At 68.2% G+C, this 14,162-nt stretch carries 14 protein-coding genes; 8 read left to right on the forward strand and 6 right to left on the reverse strand.

Annotation, left to right across the window (positions count from 1 at the left end):
* Positions 1-13: 13 nt before the first annotated feature.
* Genes R9X41_RS08940 through R9X41_RS08950 form a run of 3 tightly spaced genes read right to left on the reverse strand, consistent with a single transcriptional unit; the run spans position 14 to position 3,883 of the window.
* Positions 14-1,369 carry a c-type cytochrome gene (locus tag R9X41_RS08940; RefSeq protein WP_318634523.1) on the reverse strand — a complete coding sequence of 452 codons (1,356 nt, stop codon included), beginning with the start codon at positions 1,367-1,369 and terminating at the stop codon, positions 14-16.
* Complete coding sequence (locus tag R9X41_RS08945; RefSeq protein ID WP_318634524.1) at positions 1,366-3,141, reverse strand: GMC family oxidoreductase; 1,776 nt, start codon at positions 3,139-3,141, stop codon at positions 1,366-1,368. The genes R9X41_RS08940 and R9X41_RS08945 overlap by 4 nt, the downstream gene beginning before the upstream one ends.
* A gap of 16 nt (positions 3,142-3,157) precedes the next feature.
* Complete coding sequence (locus R9X41_RS08950; RefSeq protein WP_318634525.1) at positions 3,158-3,883, reverse strand: gluconate 2-dehydrogenase subunit 3 family protein; 726 nt, start codon at positions 3,881-3,883, stop codon at positions 3,158-3,160.
* Positions 3,884-4,040: 157 nt separating this feature from the next.
* On the opposite strand from R9X41_RS08950, the gene R9X41_RS08955 reads away from it, so the two are divergent.
* Positions 4,041-4,943, forward strand: coding sequence for a LysR family transcriptional regulator (locus tag R9X41_RS08955; RefSeq protein WP_318634526.1), 903 nt, complete (start codon positions 4,041-4,043; stop codon positions 4,941-4,943).
* A 21-nt stretch (positions 4,944-4,964) separates the two neighbouring features.
* Here R9X41_RS08955 and R9X41_RS08960 read toward each other — a convergent pair whose 3' ends face one another.
* Entirely contained in the window at positions 4,965-5,525 is a 561-nt protein-coding gene (locus R9X41_RS08960) for a TetR/AcrR family transcriptional regulator (protein ID WP_318634527.1), read from the reverse strand.
* 180 nt (positions 5,526-5,705) lie between these two features.
* On the opposite strand from R9X41_RS08960, the gene R9X41_RS08965 reads away from it, so the two are divergent.
* From R9X41_RS08965 to R9X41_RS08995, 7 genes are all read left to right on the forward strand, one after another.
* Positions 5,706-6,338: a glutathione S-transferase gene (locus tag R9X41_RS08965; RefSeq protein WP_412556699.1), complete on the forward strand. Its 633-nt coding sequence runs from the start codon at positions 5,706-5,708 to the stop codon at positions 6,336-6,338.
* Positions 6,339-6,465: 127 nt separating this feature from the next.
* Entirely contained in the window at positions 6,466-7,185 is a 720-nt protein-coding gene (locus R9X41_RS08970) for an RraA family protein (protein ID WP_318634529.1), read from the forward strand.
* Positions 7,182-8,066 (forward strand): NAD(P)-dependent oxidoreductase, encoded by an 885-nt coding sequence (locus R9X41_RS08975; RefSeq protein WP_318634530.1) that lies wholly within the window; start codon positions 7,182-7,184, stop codon positions 8,064-8,066. Before R9X41_RS08970 ends, R9X41_RS08975 begins: the two co-directional genes overlap by 4 nt.
* Positions 8,033-9,013 (forward strand): Bug family tripartite tricarboxylate transporter substrate binding protein, encoded by a 981-nt coding sequence (locus R9X41_RS08980; RefSeq protein WP_412556675.1) that lies wholly within the window; start codon positions 8,033-8,035, stop codon positions 9,011-9,013. Before R9X41_RS08975 ends, R9X41_RS08980 begins: the two co-directional genes overlap by 34 nt.
* Positions 9,014-9,097: 84 nt before the next feature.
* On the forward strand, positions 9,098-9,679 hold the full coding sequence (locus R9X41_RS08985; RefSeq protein ID WP_318634532.1) for an amino acid synthesis family protein: 582 nt from the start codon (positions 9,098-9,100) through the stop codon (positions 9,677-9,679).
* A gap of 50 nt (positions 9,680-9,729) precedes the next feature.
* Positions 9,730-10,698, forward strand: a complete 969-nt coding sequence (locus R9X41_RS08990; protein ID WP_318634533.1) for a tripartite tricarboxylate transporter substrate binding protein — start codon at positions 9,730-9,732, stop codon at positions 10,696-10,698.
* Between the two features lie 16 nt (positions 10,699-10,714).
* On the forward strand, positions 10,715-11,689 hold the full coding sequence (locus R9X41_RS08995) for a 2-hydroxyacid dehydrogenase (RefSeq protein ID WP_318634534.1): 975 nt from the start codon (positions 10,715-10,717) through the stop codon (positions 11,687-11,689).
* 37 nt (positions 11,690-11,726) lie between these two features.
* Here R9X41_RS08995 and R9X41_RS09000 read toward each other — a convergent pair whose 3' ends face one another.
* The gene (locus tag R9X41_RS09000) at positions 11,727-13,277 is read right to left on the reverse strand and encodes a transglycosylase SLT domain-containing protein (protein ID WP_318634535.1); all 1,551 of its coding nucleotides are present in this window, start codon (positions 13,275-13,277) and stop codon (positions 11,727-11,729) included.
* A complete protein-coding gene (gloB, locus tag R9X41_RS09005) occupies positions 13,274-14,047 on the reverse strand; it encodes a hydroxyacylglutathione hydrolase (RefSeq protein ID WP_318634536.1) in 774 nt (257 codons plus the stop codon). Before gloB ends, R9X41_RS09000 begins: the two co-directional genes overlap by 4 nt.
* Between the last annotated feature and the right edge of the window lie 115 nt (positions 14,048-14,162).

A 14,162-nucleotide genomic window follows, 5' to 3' on the forward strand; every position in this document is an offset into this window, starting at 1 on the left:
AGCACCGATTGGGCTACTTGGGCAGCGAGGCCCGCACGGTGGCCACCTGCGCCGGCTGCACCGCACCGGCCGCGTTGCCCCAGCTCTTGCGCACGAAGCTCAGCAGGTCGGCCACGTCGGCATCCTGCAGACGCCAGCCGAAGCCCGGCATGGCCAGGGCCGCCGGGGAGTCGGTGGTGTGCGGCATGGCCGAACCGCGCAGCACGATGCGGATCAGCGAGGTGGGATCGGCGGCGGCCACCGCGCTGCTGCGGGCCAGCGCCGGGAAAGTGCGCGCCGCGCCCTGGCCGTCGGAGCGGTGGCAGGCCGCGCAGTTGTTGAGGTAGACCATGGCGCCGCGCTCCGGCACCTGGCCGTCGTGCAGCGCGGCGGCGGTGGCGTCGGGCGCGGGTGCGGCCGGTGCCGTGGCGCTCGCTCCCTTGGCCGGCGGTATGGCCTGCAGATAGCTCGCCATGGCGGCCAGGTCTTCCCGGCTCATGTGCTGCGTGCTGTTGGCGACCACCTCGGCCATGGGTCCGAAGGCGGCGGTGTGCGGGTTCCGGCCGGTGCGCAGGTAGTCGACGATGTCGTCGCGCGACCAGGTCGCCAGCCCCGGCAGGGCGCTGGCGCGCAACGGCTGGGCGTACCAGCCGTCGACAAGCGCGCCGGACAGGAACACGTCGCCGCCTTTCTCGGACGCGGCCTTCTCGGCACCGGTGAATCCACGCGGCGTGTGGCAGGCGCTGCAGTGGCCCAGGCCCTGCACCAGGTAGGCGCCGCGGTTCCATTCGGCGCTCTGCGCGCTGTCGGCGGCGTAGGGTGCGCCGTCGAGGTAGAGCAGGTTCCAGCCGGCCATCAGCCAGCGCATGCGGTAGGGCCACTTCAATGCGGTCTCGGGGTTGTCCTGCCGGGCCGGCGCCACGCCCTGCTTGAAGTACGCATAGAGCGAGGCCACGTCCTCGTCCGACAGCCGGGCGAAGTTGGTGTAGGGCATGGCCGGGTAGAGGTAATGCCCGTCGCGTGCCCGGCCCTTGCGCAGTGCGCGGCCGAAGTCCTCGACCGTATAGGCGCCTATGCCCTGGTCCGGGTCGGGCGTGATGTTGGTCGAGACGATGGTGCCGAAGGGCGTTTGCATTGGCAGGCCGCCGGCGAAGGGCGCGCCCTGCGGCCGGGTATGGCAGCTGATGCAGTCGCCGGCCTGCGCCAGGTACTGGCCGCGCAGCACCTGCGGGTCTTTGGAGACCGGCGCCCTGGGCGCCGATACCCGCTCGCCGCTGGTGGCACCACCGGTGGTCGGCACAGGGGTCTGGGCCCGGGCGCCTGTGGCCAGCAAGGCGGCCATCGCCACGGCCAGCAGCGGCGTCGCCGAGAGTGGGGTGCGCGCGCTCATGCCAGGGCTCCTCCCGGGCTCTTGAGATAGCGTTCCCGGATCGCCTTGGCCGACCAGTACGCCAGCCCGGTGACCATGCCGGTCGGGTTGTAGCCGAAGTTCTGCGGGAAGGCGCTGGCGCCCATCACGAAGACGTTGGGCACGTCCCAGGCCTGCAGGTAGCGGTTGATGGCGCTGGTACTCGGGTCGGTGCCCATCACCGCGCCGCCGGTGTTGTGGGTGGACTGGTAGACGCGCAGGTCGTAGTGGTCGCCCGGCTTGCGGGCGTTGACCCGGTACGACTTCGGGGCCATGGCCTTGGCGATCTGCTCGCACCTCGACGAGATGAACTGCGTCATCGCGATGTCGTTGGCACGCCAGTCGAAAGTCATGCGCAGCAACGGCTGGCCGTAGGCGTCCTTGTAGGTCGGGTCCAGATCGAGGTAGTTCTCGCGGTAGGACATGACCGAGCCCTGGCTGCCCACGCTGGCGGTGTAGCGGTAGTTGTCCTTGATCGCCTTCTTCCAGCCGCCGCCCCAGGCGGGCGCGCCCTCGGGCAGGGCCATCTGCTGGATCGGCCGGCCGCCGGTGGTGATGCAGTTGATGCTGGCACCGCCCACGAAACCGAGCGGGCCGTGGTCGAAGTTGTCGCCGTCGAAATCGTCGATGACGCTGCCGCTGGCACCGGCGCCGACGAAGGGGTTCATCGGCTGGTCCTTGTCGAAGAACAGGCTGACGCCGGAATTGAGTTGGTAGGCGTAGTTGCGGCCGACCACGCCCTGGCCGGTGGCCGGGTCGTAGGGTTTGCCGATGCCCGACAGCAGCATCAGCCGCACGTTGTGGAACTGGTAGGCGCAGAGGATCACGAGGTCTGCCGGCTGTTCCACCTCGCGGCCCTGCGCGTCGATGTAGGTGACACCGGTGGCGTGCTTGCCGTCGGCAGACATGTTGACCCGGGTCACGTGCGAGCGGGTGCGCAGCTCGAAGTTGTCGCGGTGCAGCAGCGTGGGCAGCAGGGTGGTCTGCGGCGAGGCCTTGGCGTAGTTGTAGCAGCCGTAGCGCTCGCAGAAGCCGCAGAAGTTGCAGGGGCCGAGCTGCGCGCCATGCGGATTGGTGTAGGCCTTCGACGCGTTGGCGGCTGCCTGCGGGAAGGGGTGGTAGCCGAGCTCGCGCGCGGCCTTTTCGAACAGCAGGGCGCTGTTGATGCTGGCCAGCGGGGGCAGCGGGAAGTCGTTGGAACGTGCGCCCTCGAAAGGATTGCCGCCGGGCTGGATTTGCCCGCGGATGTTGCCGGCCCGGCCGGAGATGCCGGCGATCTTTTCGAAGCGATCGAAGTGCGGCTCCATCTCTTCGTAGGTCACGCCGAAGTCCTGCAGCTGCATGCCGGCGGGAATGAATTTCTTGCCGTAGCGCTCCTCGTACTTGCTGCGCAGGCGCAGGTCGTCGGGAAGCGGGCGCCAGTGGTGGCCGTTCCAGTGCACACCGGCGCCGCCCACGCCGTCACCCGGCAGAAAGGAGCCGAGTTGCCGATAGGGCAGGGCGGTGTCGCCGAGGTTGTGGCGCACCGTCACCGTCTCGCGGGCGAGGTTCTGGAAGAGCTTGCCGCGGATGCCGTAGCTCAGCTCGTCGGTGATGCGCGGATAGGCGAAATCCGGCACCGTATCGCGCATCTCGCCGCGTTCGAGCGCCAGCACGTGCAGGCCGGCGTCGGTGAGTTCCATGCCCATGATGGCGCCGGTCCAGCCGAAGCCGACCAGCACCGCATCGACCGAAGGTTTCTTGATGGAAGCCATGGGTTGCGACTTCCTTTCAGGCCTGCGGGCCGGCGATGGTGACCGGCGGCAGCGGGTATTGCACGCCGGGCCGGCCGACCCAGTCGGCGAAATCGGCGCGCGCGCCGGGAAAACCGATCATCTGCCAGGCCACGCCGTTGCGGTTGCCGCCGTGGATCGGGTCGGCGAGGTAGCCTTCCTTGGTGTTCTGCAGCAGGAAACCGAAGAAGGTCTTGCTGTCGACATCGGTGAAGACGATGGCGCCGGTCTCCATGCCCGCGAGCACCTCGTCCTGCCGGGCGGGTTCGAGCTGGGCGAACGTCTTGCCGTCGAAGGCCTGCCGGCAATGGGCGTCGCAGGCGGCGATGCCGGCGCGGTACACATCGCGCGGCGGCAGGCGGCCCTGGTAGCCGAACTCGGGTGGCGCGTCGGCGAACGGGCCCTGCGTGTACCAGATGGCGGCGTGGCCGAAGACTTCGTCCATCTGGCGGTCGATGAACTCGTGCACGCCGGCCTCGATGCCGCTCGGGCCTTCGGCGTCGGCGGGAATCAGGCGGGCGACGGCCGCCTGCACGAAGGCCCATTCGGGCGGATGAAAGTAGCGGGGCGTGTAGGCCGCGGGCGTCGCGTTGCCGGCAGATGCGGTCGGTTGCGCGGAGGCTGCGGGCGGTGGGGTGGGAGAGCAGCCGGCGGCGACGGCCGTGGCGGGGACGATCGCGATCGAGCGGCGCAGGAATCCGCGCCGTGCTGAGTCATGGGACATGACATGCTTCCTGTACGGGCGCGTGGGGCGCCCTTGTTATGCGTTATGGAAAAAGGCGATGTCATGCTAGGCACCGGCCGTCGGATGCCTGTTGCACTTTGCAACTCCTATGTATCAGTCGTGCTAAGTTCCGCGCCGAACCAAGAAGAGACAAGCCATGAAATTCAGGCTCCGACAGATGGAAGTCTTTCGCGCCGTCATGCTGACCGGCTCGATCAGCGGTGCATCCAAACTGCTGTTCACCTCGCAGCCGGCGATCAGCCGGATCGTGTCGCACACCGAGCAAACGCTGGGGCTTTCGCTCTTCAGCCGCATCAAGGGCAAGCTGGTGCCGACGCCCGAGGGCGAGGCGCTTTTCCGTGAGGTGGACGAGTTCTACAAGCAGGCGCTGCGGGTGGACGACTTCGCGCGCGGGCTGGCGGCCGGGCCGTCGGGCACGCTCAACATCGCCTCGAGCCCCTGCCTCAGCCGCAGCCTGGTGCCGCGCGTGGTCACCCGTTTCGTGCAGCGCTATCCCAATATCCGCGTCAACCTGCGCACGACGCTGCTGGCCGGCATGGCGCAGGAAGTGCTGAGCAATACCGTCGACCTGGCGGTGTCGGTGCTGCCGTTGGAGCATCCCAACCTGCGCATGGAGCCCTTCACCGAGGGCCGCATGGTCTGCGTGGTGCCGCGCGGGCACGAGCTCGCGCAGATGGCATCGGTGGCTATCGGCGATCTGGCGCGTTTCACGCTCATTGCCCATCACCCGTCGATCGCCTTCGGACAGATGGTGACGGCCGCCTTTCGCCAGGCTGGCGTGCCACTGGTCTCACGTGTCGACATCCACGAGACCGACGTCGCCTGTGCGCTGGTGCGCGCCGGCGCGGGCATCGCGATGGTGGATCAGTTCACGGTGGAGGGCATGGCCTGGAACGACCTGCTGGTGCTGCCGCTGGCCGACGAGATCCGCTTGGTGCCGAGCATCGTGCGCTCGGCCTTCGACAACGGGCAGACGCATGCGGACAAGTTTGCGGAGCTGCTGCGCGAGACGGTCGCCGGCGGCCGGCCGGGGTCCTGACGCGAAACGGTCGGCACGAACTCACGCCGGCAGCAACCCGGCCGCGCGGTAACCGTCGACCAGGGTGTCGAAGAGGGCGACGTCGTCACGGCTGCGTGCCATCAACTGAGCGCCCGCGATGGCCGCGAAGATCGCCCGGGCACGCTGCATGGCTTGGGCATCTTCGACGCCCATGGCGACGAGCATGCGAGCCAGCCAGGCCACGTTGACGTCGGCGAATCGCTGGACTTCGAGCTTCACCGGATCCGGCAAGTCGTCGTATTCGGCAGCCATGAAACTGCACAGGCACATGCGGTTGCCGTTTTCGAGCGAGCGACGAAAAACTTCCGGATAGCGCCGCAGGCAGGCGGCGGGGTCTCCCGTTTCATCGACCATCGTCTCCAGGCCAGCGGCCGTGTCTTCCCAATAGCGCTGCGCGACCGCCGCGCCCAGGTCGGCCTTGGTGGGAAAGTGGTAGTGGATGCTGGCGCTCTTGATGCCGACATCGGCTGCGAGATCCCGGAAATTCAGGCCGCTGTAGCCACGCGCCTGGGCGGTGCGACGGGCGGCGGCGAGGATGGCCTCACGGGCATTGGTGCTCAAGGATGCGGGCCTTTCGAAGAAACGGAAGAAAACGATTTTAGGTTGTCGATTCAAAACTATCAATTGATAGATAGGGGTTGACGCTTGGTGATTGCGGCCCCTAAGATTTACCTATCAATCGATAGATAGGAGCGCGGCATGAGTACCGACAGTCCATCCGACCTGCAGCCCTTTATCGGCATGACCATTCACGACTGGCACACGGGACCGTACCCGGCTCGTGTGCGAATCGCGGTCGCCGAAAAAGGCCTGCAGCCGCAGGTTCGTTTCCATTCGGTCGACCTGCTCAAGGGCGAACACAAGCAGCCTGGTTTTCTGGCCATCAACTATTCCGGCACCTTGCCGGTGCTGGAGTTGGCCGACGGCAGTTTCATCGCCGAATGCACCGCCATCACCGAGTATCTCGATCACCTCGATGGCCAGCCCACCCTCACCGGCACCACGGCGTTCGAGAAGGGAACCATCCACATGATGAGCAGACGCGCCGAGCTGGAAGTGCTCGACGCGATCAGCGTGTATTTCCATCACGCCACGCCGGGCCTCGGCCCGACGGTCGAGCTCTATCAGAACGCCGAGTGGGGCCTGCGCCAGCGCGACAAGGCGCTGCGTGGCATGCGCTATTTCGACTCGGTGCTGAAAACGCAGTCCTTCGTGGCAGGCGAGGTTTTCTCGATGGCCGACATCACGTTGTTCGGCGGATTGGTCTTCGCCGAAATCGTGCGCGTGGCGGTACCGCCGGAGCTGAGCGCCTTGCATGCGTGGCATGCCCGCATGCTGGCGCGGCCGAGCGTCGAAGGCTGGAAAACGATGTAGCGCCGCGAGCGCGCCCGCGCGCCCACCCTTAACCCCAAGCTATACCCCACCCCCAAAACGGCACTGGCCGGGGCGTGCTGCCCGTCCTAGATTTGCATCCGGCAAATCAAAAAGAGAGACAAGCAGCATGAGCCAGATCCAAATTCTCAGGCGGCGCCGGCAGGTGAGCGCCGACCTCGTCGCGCGCTTCCGGCGCATTCCGGTGGCCAACGTCAGCGACTGCATGATGCGCATCACCGCCGGTGGCCCGCGCCTGCGGCCGATGCACCGTGGCGGCGGGCTCGCCGGCCCGGCCTTCACCGTCAAGACCCGTCCCGGCGACAACCTGCTGGTGCACAAGGCGCTCGACCTCGCCCAGCCCGGCGACGTGATCGTGGTGGACGCAGGCGGCGACCTCACCAACGCGATCATCGGCGAGCTGATGAGCGGCTACGCGGCCAGCCGGGGCATCGCCGGCATCGTCATCAACGGCGCGATCCGCGACGCCGACACGCTGGCCGCCTCGGCCTTTCCGGTCTACGCGGCCGGCGTCACCCACCGCGGCCCCTACAAGGACGGCCCCGGCCAGATCAACGTGGCGATCGCCCTCGACGGCATGGTGATCGAGCCCGGCGACCTGATCCTGGGCGATGCCGACGGCCTGCTCTGCGTGCCCTTCGACCAGGCCGAAGCGCTGCTGGCCGCCGCCGCCGCCAAGAACGACCAGGAGCAGGACACGATCCGCGACATCGCGGCCGGCCGGCTCGACACGTCCTGGGTGGATGCCGCGCTGCAGCGCCTGGGCTACGCCTCCGAATACGAATCCACCACTTCCTCCATCCAAACGACAAGCGAGACAACGACATGAAAATCGGACTCATCGGCCTGGGCAACATCGGCGTGCACTTCGGCAACCGCCTGCTGGCCGCCGGCCACGAACTGCTGGTACACGACCGCAACCAGGCCGCGCAACAGCGGCTGGTCGACCAGGGCGCCACCGGTGTCGCGAGCGCCACCGAACTGGCCTCTCAGACCGAGGTGGTGCTGCTCTGCCTGCCGCTGCCGCGCATCGTGGCCGACGTGGCCGCCGAGGTGGCGCAGGGCAGCGCGGTGCGCACCGTGGTCGACCTCTCCACCACCGGGCCGTCGGTAACGCGCGAGGTCGAGGCGTTGCTGTCGGCGCGCGGCATTGCGCTGGTCGGCGCGCCGGTGTCCGGCGGCACCGTCGCCGCCGAAAAAGGCACGCTGGCGGTGATGCCCGCCGGCCCCCAGGCGGCCTACGAACTGGTCGAGCCGCTGCTGCGGGTGCTGGGCAAGAACATCTTCTACCTGGGCGCCGACCCGACGCTGGGCCAGACGATGAAGATCATCAACAACACGCTCTACGCCACCAGCATGGTGGCCAGCTGCGAGGCCCTGGTCTACGGCGTGAAGGCGGGGCTGGATTCCAAGACCATGCTGGACGTGATCAACGTCTCCAGCGGCCGCTCCTTCGCCACGCTGGAGCGCATTCCCCAGTGCGCGCTGGACCGCAGCTTTCCGGTGCGCTTCACCACCGAGCTGCTGCACAAGGACATCAAGATGTGCATCGACGAAGCCGAGAAGCTCGGTGCGCCGATGTTGGTGAGCCCGGCGGCGCGCCAGTTTCTGGCCTTCGCCATCACCCAGGGCGATGCGCAGCGCGACAACCTGTACCCCATGCGCCATTTTGAGGAATGGGCCGGCGTGCAGTTCGGAGAGGCCAAGTGAAGCGCCGGCTGCTCGCGGCGCTTCTGTGTGCACTGCCGCTGGCATCGCTGGCCGCCTATCCGGACAAGCCGGTGCGGCTGATCGTGCCGTTTCCGCCGGGCAGCATCACCGACGTGGTGGCGCGTGCCTTATCCGACGGCATGGCGGCCAAGCTCGGTCAGCCGGTGGTGATCGACAACCTGGCCGGCGCCAACGGCATCGTCGGCACCGTGTCGGCGGTGAAGGCGGCGCCCGATGGCTACACGCTGTTCATGGTGGGCGTGAGCACCGGCGCCAGCAACGTCAGTGCTTTCAAGGCGCTGCAGTACGACCCGCGCAAGGACTTCACGCCGATCGCCACCGTGGCCGACGCGCCCTTCATGCTGGTGGCGAGCAAGTCGATCCCGGTCAACACGCTGCAGGAGCTGATCGCCTACGGGCGTGCCCACCCCGGCAAGCTGTCGTATGGCTACGGCTCCGGCAGCTCGCAGCTGTGCGCGGCGCAGGTGGTGTCCATGGGCAAGTTCGAGGCCACGCCGGTCGCCTACCGCGGCGTGCCGCAGGTGATGACCGACCTGGTCGGCGGCACGGTGCAGTTCACCATCGCCGACATGGTCAACGGCCTGCAACAGGCCCGCAGCGGGCGGGTGACGGCGCTGGGCGTGACCTCCAGACAGCGCTCTCCGCTGGCGCCCGAGGTGCCGTCGCTCGCCGAAGCCGGTCTGCCGGATTACGACCTGACCGTGTGGTTCGGCATGGCCGGGCCGGCGGGCATTCCGGCGGCGGTGGTGCAGCGCGTGAATGCCGCCGTGCTCGAGGTGCTGGCCGATCCGGCCGTGCAGAAGCGCTTCGAGACGGCGGGGCTCACGCCAAAGCCTTCGAGTGCGGCGGTGTTCGGCCAGCTGATCAACACCGACATCGCCAAGTGGGCCAGGGTGTTCCGCGAAGCCGGCATGGAGCCGCAGTAGGCGGCGTTTCTCATCCCCAGGGTCGCGACCGGTGCGTCGCGGTCCCGTTTTCATCTCTTCATCTCAACCGACAGGAACCGTCCAATGTCCCTCATCAAGATTCGCAAGAAGCTGCTCAACGTCGAGTCCATCTACCACGAGGGCGGCCCGCCGCGCGCCGAGCCGATCCGCATGGGCAGCATCGCGGTCGTCATCGACAACCCCTATGCCGGCCGCTACGTGGAAGATCTTTCCGGCCTGGTGAAGGACGCCACCGAGATGGCCAAGGAACTGGTGCCCGAACTGCTGGCCGCGCTCGGCGGGGCCGACAAGATCGAGGCCTACGGCAAGGGCGCCATCGTGGGCCTGAACGGCGAACTCGAGCACGGCGCCATCTGGCACGAAGCCGGCGGCTGGCCGATGCGCGCCAACCTGCCCAAGGCCAAGTCCATCGTGCCGGCGGCCAAGGTGGTGGCCTCGGCCGGCACCCGTCTGCAGATTCCGCTGCACCACATCGAAGCCTGCTACGTACGCAGCCATTTCAGCACCGTCGACGTCGGTGCCATCGACAGCCCGCGCCCGAATGAGCTGCTGTATGCACTGGTGATGTCCACCGGCAGCCGGGTGCACGAGCGCCTGGGCGGCCTGCGCGCCGACAAGATCTCGGTAGGTGACGGGCAGCGCTGACGCTGCTCCAGCATTCGCGGTCGAACACTAGAAAAGACGGAGACAAAGCCATGAAGACCATTCCCTTTTTCAGCAGAGGACTGCTGGCCGGCGCGCTGGCGCTGGCTGCCGCTGCCGCCCATGCCGACTGGCCGGAGCGCACCGTGACCATGGTGGTTCCACTGGCCCCCGGCGGCAGCACCGACACCACGGCGCGCCTCATCGCCGAGAAGCTCAGCGGTGAACTCGGCCAGAGCGTCATCGTCGACAACCGGGCGGGCGCGGGCGGCAACATCGGCTCGGCCTATGTGGCCAAGTCCGCGCCGGACGGCTACACCCTGCTGATGCACACCAGCACCATCGCCACCAACGTCACGCTCTACAAGAGCATGGGCTTCGACCTGCAAAAGGAACTGATCCCGGTCTCGCAGGTGGCGCTGATTCCCAATGTGCTGATGGTCAACGACAAGGTGCCGGCGAAGAACCTGCAGGAATTCGTCGAGCTGGTGAAGCAGAAGAAGGCGGTGGTCAACTACGGCTCGGCCGGCAACGGCACCTCGCAGCATCTCTCCGGCGCGTTGTTCAACAGCATGGCCCAGGGCGAGATGGTGCACGTGCCCTACAAGGGTGGCGCGCCGGCCAACGCCGACCTGCTGGCCGGGCAGATCCAGGCGGTGTTTTCGCCGCTGGTCGAGGTGCTGCCCTATATCGACAGCGGCAAGCTGCGCGCCCTGGGCGTGACCACCAAGACGCGCTCCAGCCGCCTGCCGGACGTGCCGGCCGTGGCCGAGGCGCTGCCCGGTTTCGAGGTGGTGCTGTGGAACGGCGTCTTCGCCCCGGCCGGCACGCCGCCGGCGGTGGTCGACAGGCTCAACGCGGCGGTGCGCAAGGTGCTGCAGGATCCGGGTGTGCGCAAGACGCTGGCCGACCAGGGCTCCACGCCGGTGGGCAATTCGCCGGCCGAGTTCAAGCAGGTGCTGGGCACCGAGATCGTGAAGTGGGGCAAGCTGGTGAAGCTGTCCGGCGCCAATGTCGACTGAGGAGGCGAACCCGTCCATGAAACCGACTCTTCTCGTCCTGGTGTTTCTCTCCGAAGAGCATCGCGCGCTGGTCGCCGAGCGCTTCGACATGATCTATGCGCCCAACGAGCAGCTCGGCGCCGACCGCTCCAACGGCGCGGCGCAGATCGCGGCGCGCGGCGCCGAGATCCGCTTCGTGCTGACCAACGGCACCAACGGCTTGCTGGCCTCGGAGATTGCCGACCTGCCGGCGTTGGAGCTGATCTGCACGGTCGGCGTCGGCTACGAGAACGTGGCGCTGGACGCGGCCAACGCGCGCGGCATTCCGGTGTGCAACGCGGCGGGCACCAACGACGCGGCGGTGGCCGATCACGCCATGGCGATCCTGCTGGCGGCGATCCGGCGCCTGCCTTTTCTCAACGATGGCGTGCGCCACGGCCTGTGGCGCGACGACATTCCGCGCCCGCCACATGTGAGCGGCCGGCGCATGGGCATCTTCGGGCTCGGCGCGATCGGTCGGCAGATCGCCAAACGCGCACAAGGCTTCGACATGGAGATCGGCTACCACAGCCGCAGCCGCCGCGACGACACCGGTTTCCGCTGGTTCGACGACATCGTGTCGCTGGCAACGTGGTGCGATTTCCTCGTGATCGCGGCGCCGGGCGGCCAGGCGACCTATCACATCGTCGGGCGAGAAGTGCTCGACGCGCTGGGGCCGCAGGGCGTGCTCGTGAACATCGCGCGCGGCACGCTGGTGGACACCGCCGCCCTCGCCGAAGCTTTGCGCGAGAAACGCATCTCGGCGGCCGCGCTCGACGTGTACGAGCACGAGCCGACGCCACCGGCGGCGCTGCTGGCTTTCGACAACGCGGTTCTCACGCCGCACATCGGCGGTATTTCGCCGCAGGCGATCCACGCGTCGGTGCTGCGGTTTCTGGAGAACGCCGCGCTGTTCCAGGCGGGCCTGCCGCTGGCAACGCAGGTGAACCGGGAGCCGGCCGGCGCGGTGTGAGGGTGCGGCCGGTGGATGGCGTCGCCGGCCGGATCGATCAGCGCTTTCGCTTGGCCGGCGCGGCCGCGCGTGCCTTGGCAGCAGGCGCCTTGGCCGCCGGGCCAGACTTGACGACGGCGCGTGCCGCCACGTGGCCGTTGCGCGCCGGGCCGCGCGCCGAGGGCGAGCCCGACGGTGCGTGCGGGCGCACCGGCAGGTAGACGATGAGCTGCTGCCCGGCCTTGAAAGTGGTGGACGGGCTGACCGAATTCCAGTTGGCGACGTCGCTGGTGGCCACGCTGTAGCGCTTGGCCACGGTGGCCACGCTGTCGCGCCGACCGGCCTTGACGACGGTGCGCTTGGTGACGATTTCGGGCGCCAGGGCAAGCTTGCCGCTTTCGGCGACGTCGGCGTCCACGTCGTCCTGCATGGACGAGGTACGCGGCACCACCAAGGTGGAGCCGGCCTTGATCACCATGCGCGGCGGAATGCCGTTGACCGCCCGCAGGTCCTGCTCGGACATGCCCACCTTGGCGGCGGCGGCGGTGACCGACAGGGTGGCGGGCACGGTCCAGGCCGTCCAGCTGGCGTACTGGCCGTCGCTGTAGGCGTCGAGGTTGCGGCGGAAGACGGCGGCGTTGTCCCAGGGCAGCAGGATGTTGGTGGTGCCGGCGGCCAGGATCACCGGGTGGCGCATCGACGGGTTGAGCGCCTTGAAATCCTCGAGCTTCACGCCGGCCAGCTTGGCAGCCAGGGCGATGTCGATGTCGCGGGTGATCTCGACCTGTTGGAAGTAGGGGTGGTTCTCGATCAGCGGAAGCTCGGCATTGAACTGCTCCGGATGCGCCACGATGTTCTTGACTGCCTGCAGCTTGGGCACGTACATGCGGGTTTCAGCCGGCATGGTGATGTCTTCGTAGCCGGTCGGCAGGCCCGCCTTCTGGTTCTTGGCGATGGCGCGGCCGACGCTGCCTTCGCCCCAGTTGTAGGCGGCCAGGGCCAGCTGCCAGTCGCCGAACATGCCGTAGAGGCGCTGCAAATAGTCGAGCGCCGCGCGGGTGGACGCCAACACGTCGCGCCGGTCGTCGCGGAACATGTTCTGCTTGAGCTGGTAGTCGTTGCCGGTGGCCGGCATGAACTGCCACATGCCAGCGGCCTTGGCGCTCGAGACGGCCTGCGGGTTGAAGGCGCTCTCGATATAGGGCAGCAGGGCGAGTTCGGTCGGCATGCCACGCCGCTCGAGTTCCTCGACGATGTGGAAGAGGTACTTGCTGGAGCGCTCGGTCATGCGCTGGATGTAGTCCGGCCGGGTGGAATACCACTGCTCGCGGTCGCGCACCAAGTCGTTGTTGAGATCCTCCATGGCGAAGCCGCGCCGGATTCGCTCCCACAGGTCGGCTGGCGGCGCGAGCGGCGCGACCGCCAGGCGGTTGGCACTGCCGGCCGTGATGGGTTGCAGGGCCCCGGTCGGGTAGACCGGCTTGTGGACCGCGACCGGGGCGGCGTCGGTCGGATCGGCGGAATTGGTGGCGTTCGGGCCGGCGGGGGCGGCGCAACCGCCCAGCACCAGGGCGCCGAGGGAGAGCCAGACAGACAGCAGCAGCTTCATCGGAATTCGTTTTTCCATTGGCGCAGGGACGCGAACACGGCGGTCTCGTCGTCCGGGGTGGCGGGTGCGTGGCGGCGAACCGCGTCGATGACGTCGGCCTCGCGGCTACGCAGGAATGGATTGATGGCGCGTTCGGTCGATAGCGGCGAGGGCAGCGTGGGGCGGCCCTCGGCGCGCAGGGCCTCGCAACGCCGCGTGTGGTCGGCGACATGCGCGTTGCCGGGCTCGACGGCCCGCGCGAACCTGAGGTTGGACAGCGTGTATTCGTGGCCGCAGCAGACGCGGGTGGCGCCTGGCAGGGCGGCCAGTGCATCGAGCGACGCGAGCATCTGCGCCGGCGTGCCCTCGAAGATGCGGCCGCAGCCGGCCGAAAAAAGCGTGTCACCGCTGAAGACGACGGGCTCGCCGCCGGCGTCGGCACCGTAGAAGGCGATATGCCCTGCGGTGTGGCCGGGCACGTCGAGCACCTCGAAGCGGATGCCCAGCACGTCGACGGTGTCGCCGCCGCTCACCCGCTCGGCCGGCTCCGGTACGGCCTCGGCGGCCGGGCCGATCACGCGGCAGCCGGTGGCTTCGCGCAGTTCGGCGACGCCGCCGGTGTGGTCGGCATGGTGATGGGTGACAAGGATGGCTTCGAGCCGGAGGCCGTCGGCCTGCAGCGCGGCCAGCACGGGGGCCGCTTCGCCGGGGTCGACTACGACGGCCCGCTGCGCGTCGCGCAGCATCCAGATGTAGTTGTCGGAAAAAGCGGGCAGCGGGACCAGGAACATGAGCGACGAATTATGACTTCGTTGCCTCGACGCCTTGGGCATCGAGTTTCCACGACAGCCGCCGATTAGACCATGGCGGGGGGCTTGGCCGCCGCCTTGCGCCTACGCACAGCCT

It is taken from the genome of Xylophilus sp. GOD-11R, assembly GCF_033546935.1.
Classification (GTDB): Bacteria; Pseudomonadota; Gammaproteobacteria; order Burkholderiales; family Burkholderiaceae_C; genus Xylophilus.

Bases quoted from the DNA above. Each gene is read 5' to 3' on its own strand.
- R9X41_RS08940 (WP_318634523.1), bottom strand. From the start codon at position 1,369: ATGAGCGCGCGCACCCCACTCTCGGCGACGCCGCTGCTGGCCGTGGCG.
- R9X41_RS08945 (WP_318634524.1), bottom strand. From the start codon at position 3,141: ATGGCTTCCATCAAGAAACCTTCGGTCGATGCGGTGCTGGTCGGCTTC.
- R9X41_RS08950 (WP_318634525.1), bottom strand. From the start codon at position 3,883: ATGTCCCATGACTCAGCACGGCGCGGATTCCTGCGCCGCTCGATCGCG.
- R9X41_RS08955 (WP_318634526.1), top strand. From the start codon at position 4,041: ATGAAATTCAGGCTCCGACAGATGGAAGTCTTTCGCGCCGTCATGCTG.
- R9X41_RS08965 (WP_412556699.1), top strand. From the start codon at position 5,706: ATGACCATTCACGACTGGCACACGGGACCGTACCCGGCTCGTGTGCGA.
- R9X41_RS08970 (WP_318634529.1), top strand. From the start codon at position 6,466: ATGAGCCAGATCCAAATTCTCAGGCGGCGCCGGCAGGTGAGCGCCGAC.
- R9X41_RS08975 (WP_318634530.1), top strand. From the start codon at position 7,182: ATGAAAATCGGACTCATCGGCCTGGGCAACATCGGCGTGCACTTCGGC.
- R9X41_RS08980 (WP_412556675.1), top strand. From the start codon at position 8,033: ATGGGCCGGCGTGCAGTTCGGAGAGGCCAAGTGAAGCGCCGGCTGCTC.
- R9X41_RS08985 (WP_318634532.1), top strand. From the start codon at position 9,098: ATGTCCCTCATCAAGATTCGCAAGAAGCTGCTCAACGTCGAGTCCATC.
- R9X41_RS08990 (WP_318634533.1), top strand. From the start codon at position 9,730: ATGAAGACCATTCCCTTTTTCAGCAGAGGACTGCTGGCCGGCGCGCTG.
- R9X41_RS08995 (WP_318634534.1), top strand. From the start codon at position 10,715: ATGAAACCGACTCTTCTCGTCCTGGTGTTTCTCTCCGAAGAGCATCGC.
- R9X41_RS09000 (WP_318634535.1), bottom strand. From the start codon at position 13,277: ATGAAGCTGCTGCTGTCTGTCTGGCTCTCCCTCGGCGCCCTGGTGCTG.
- gloB (WP_318634536.1), bottom strand. From the start codon at position 14,047: ATGTTCCTGGTCCCGCTGCCCGCTTTTTCCGACAACTACATCTGGATG.